This is a genomic window from Ohtaekwangia sp. (assembly GCF_036568665.1).
GTDB lineage: Bacteria > Bacteroidota > Bacteroidia > Cytophagales > Cyclobacteriaceae > Ohtaekwangia.
On record NZ_DATCSD010000031.1, the window covers coordinates 1 to 3,492 of the forward strand.

Sequence of the window (3,492 nt, forward strand, 5' to 3'; positions counted from 1 at the left end):
CCGGTTTTCATAATCAACTGAAAATCACTAAAATTGTGGATAATTTAAACCCGGAAGACGGAAGTGTTCTGGAGTTAAAGAAAAAAGTGGACGAATACATTCGTGAGATAGACAAGTGCATCGCTCACTTAAGCAGATAAAGCAACCCCGTAAGGAAATTGATGGAGGAACTTTCAATAAAAATAAAGATAGCCGATCGCGAATACCCGATGAAGGTGAAGCGTGCCGATGAAGAACGGGTGCGTACGGCTGGAAAACTCATCAATGAGAAACTAAAAACTTACCGGGAGCAATTTGGGATTGACGATAAGCAGGATTTATTAGCTATGGTAGCGTTCGATTGCCTCGTAGATAAAATGGCAGCCGATGAAACGCATCAGGTTATCGACCAAACCGTGTTTGAGAAAGTAAATCACCTCAACCATCTCGTTTCCCAATCCATTCTGTAATTTTCTTTTACTCCTTTCCTTTCTGAGCCAAGGCGGCATACCGGGGTAGTGTATATATATAACCCCTAATTTTTTATGACTCTCACTTATGTCATAGTCATCGCGATCAGCCTGGTGTTAACCATCGTGCTGAGTTTTGTATTCGGGTCGGTTCTTTCCAACAAAAAAATGAAGAGAAGTCTGGATGATGCAGACGACCGCGCCAAGCTGATTATTAAAGAAGCCGAAATCGCAGCCGAGAACCTGAAGAAAGATCGAATCCTCGAAGCAAAAGAAAAGATACTCAAGATGCGTTCGGAGTTCGAAGACGAAGCCAACAAGAAGAAGAACGTTATCATCAGCAACGAACAGAAGATCAAACAACGCGAGCAAACTTTAAGCAAAGAGATTGAAAGTCTCAAACGCAAAGAAGGTGAGCTTGACGATATACGCACCGACCTCTCTGCTCAACTCGAGCATGTAAAGAAGCGCAAGGAAGAACTCGACAAGTTCAACCAGCAAAAGATACAAGTGCTCGAAAATATTTCGAAGCTTACGGCCGATGAAGCACGCGAGCAACTGATTGCTTCACTCAAAGACGAAGCACAAACCCGCGCATCGAGCTATATAAAAGACATTATGGAGCAGGCTAAACTTACTGCTACCAAAGAAGCCAAAAAGATTGTAGTAGAAACGATACAGCGCACTGCTACCGAGCACGCTGTAGAAAACTGCGTATCGATCTTCAACATCGAGAGCGATGATATAAAAGGTAAAGTAATTGGTCGCGAAGGTCGTAACATACGCGCGCTCGAAGCAGCTACCGGTGTTGAAATTATAGTAGACGATACTCCCGAAGCTATTATTATATCAGGCTTCGATCCTGTGCGCAGAGAGATAGCACGTTTATCGTTGCACCGCCTCGTGCAAGACGGCCGTATACACCCGGCACGTATTGAAGAGATCGTAGCAAAAACTACCAAGAACATTGAAGATGAAATTGTAGAGATCGGAGAGCGCACCGTGATAGACTTAGGTATACATGGTTTGCACCCCGAGCTGGTAAAGATGGTAGGCCGCATGCGCTATCGTTCATCGTACGGACAAAACTTATTGCAGCACTCACGCGAAGTTGCCAACCTCTGCGCTATAATGGCCAGCGAACTTGGCCTTAACGTGAAGCAGGCTAAACGTGCCGGTCTGTTGCACGATATAGGTAAAGTATGGCCCGAAGAACTCGAGAAGCCACACGCTATAGTAGGTATGGAACTGGCGCAGAAGTATAAAGAACACCCGGTTATCTGCAACGCTATAGGAGCTCACCACGATGAAATTGAAATGACCAGCATTATATCGCCAATCGTGCAGGCATGCGATGCTATAAGTGGTGCACGCCCCGGTGCAAGACGCGAGGTAATGGAGCAGTATATAAAGCGCCTCAAAGAACTCGAAGAGCTGGGCCTCAGCTTCGATGGTGTAGAGAAATGCTACGCTATACAAGCCGGCCGCGAACTGCGCGTAATTGTAGATGCCGAGAAAGCAACAGACGACCGCGCAAGCCAGTTGAGCTTCGATATATCGCAAAAGATAGAACGCGACATGCAATACCCGGGACAGGTAAAAGTTACCGTGATCCGCGAAATGAGAAGTGTAGCATACGCGAAGTAGTCTATAACTACATATATAATGTCAAACAAAGCCCCGATCATCGGGGCTTTGCTATTTATACCGTTTCATCTCATCATTGAAAAAGCATTGGGAGACAATACACATAAAAGGATTATTGCGTATCTCTGCAGAAAGGATAAACGTTTATGAAAGTACGACTTAACCTTACCATTGAAGACGATCTTTTGAATAAAATTAAACGCCATGCAGCTTCTAAAAAAGTAAGCGTTTCTGAACTCGTTGAAGAGTATTTTAAAACCATTGCCAAACCTAAAAAGCAAAAGAACAATATTATAGATCTTGTTGAAAGACTACCGAAGCATTCCGTTCCATCATCACAAGATTTAAAAAAAGGATTTTACGAAGGTCAGGCTAGGAAATATGAGTCCTGAATATTTCTGGACACCAATATTCTTTTGGATTTTACACTTAAGCATGAAGCCCCGATCATCGAAGCTTGTTTGTTAACAGCTTCTTTACTTACGAGAGACTGTCAGAATTTTTCTTTAAATTGAATTAAAATCTTAAGACAATGAATAGAGAAAGGGCAATTGAGGCGGTTAAGGAACTTCCACAAGAATTTGATCTTGAAGAACTCATAGAAAAACTTGTCTTCGTTGAGAAAGTAGAGAAAGGATTAAAACAGGCCGAAGAAGGAAAAACAACCCCTCATCATGATGTAAAAGAAATGGTGAAGAAATGGTGAAAATTGTTTGGACGGACGCTGCTATAACCGACCTCAAATCAATCCACAGTTATATAGCCAGAGACTCTAAAACCCATGCAGACAGGTTCATCAATAAATTGATCTCCAAAGTTGATCAACTTGAAATCCATCCAAATTCCGGCAGAGTTGTCCCTGAATTCAACAAGGACGCAATACGCGAATTGATTGAAGGGAGCTATCGCATAATTTATACTCTAGCTCCTGACCATATTAGCATAATCAGAATACACCACTCCTCTCGATTACTTAGAACTATATAGATAGCTTACGATCTCTTCTTCCCTTTGTGTAACTCCGTGCCTCCTTTGAGTTCTTGGTGCCATTGGATTTCCTATCCAACCTTCATCCCCTCCGACACACTGATCACCTCTTCATCATGCCATCCCTTTGTTTCCTTTATAGCTATATCGAGCAAGCCGAAGAGTAACGACAGATCATCTACCCACCCATCGAAATCGGGTGGAAGAAAATCGCGGTTGTGTGCTATATATTCTATAAACATGGTGCGCAGGCAACGGCTTAACCGCTCGGGCGGAGCATATAGCATACAACGATGAAACGCCCTGACGAGCTCAGGGCTAAGAGCAGGAATTTCGCGTGGCATAAAACGTTATTTAAAAATTACCACAGCAAGTAATAGCCCGCCACCACCGTAACCCACCCCGCATG

At 43.4% G+C, this 3,492-nt stretch carries 6 protein-coding genes; 5 read left to right on the plus strand and 1 reads right to left on the minus strand.

The features are described from left to right. Nucleotides 1-161 precede the first annotated feature (161 nt). From VIN08_RS01665 to VIN08_RS01685, 5 genes are all read left to right on the plus strand, one after another. Complete coding sequence (locus tag VIN08_RS01665; protein ID WP_331959245.1) at nucleotides 162-449, plus strand: cell division protein ZapA; 288 nt, start codon at nucleotides 162-164, stop codon at nucleotides 447-449. A 75-nt stretch (nucleotides 450-524) separates the two neighbouring features. Continuing rightward, entirely contained in the window at nucleotides 525-2,096 is a 1,572-nt protein-coding gene (rny, locus tag VIN08_RS01670) for a ribonuclease Y (protein WP_331959248.1), read from the plus strand. Nucleotides 2,097-2,242: 146 nt separating this feature from the next. Then, nucleotides 2,243-2,488: a DUF6364 family protein gene (locus tag VIN08_RS01675; protein WP_331959251.1), complete on the plus strand. Its 246-nt coding sequence runs from the start codon at nucleotides 2,243-2,245 to the stop codon at nucleotides 2,486-2,488. Between the two features lie 140 nt (nucleotides 2,489-2,628). Further along, complete coding sequence (locus tag VIN08_RS01680) at nucleotides 2,629-2,802, plus strand: hypothetical protein (RefSeq protein WP_331959254.1); 174 nt, start codon at nucleotides 2,629-2,631, stop codon at nucleotides 2,800-2,802. After that, complete coding sequence (locus tag VIN08_RS01685) at nucleotides 2,796-3,083, plus strand: type II toxin-antitoxin system RelE/ParE family toxin (protein WP_331959257.1); 288 nt, start codon at nucleotides 2,796-2,798, stop codon at nucleotides 3,081-3,083. Before VIN08_RS01680 ends, VIN08_RS01685 begins: the two co-directional genes overlap by 7 nt. A gap of 71 nt (nucleotides 3,084-3,154) precedes the next feature. Here VIN08_RS01685 and VIN08_RS01690 read toward each other — a convergent pair whose 3' ends face one another. Further along, nucleotides 3,155-3,427 carry a hypothetical protein gene (locus VIN08_RS01690; protein ID WP_331959260.1) on the minus strand — a complete coding sequence of 91 codons (273 nt, stop codon included), beginning with the start codon at nucleotides 3,425-3,427 and terminating at the stop codon, nucleotides 3,155-3,157. Nucleotides 3,428-3,492 lie beyond the last annotated feature (65 nt).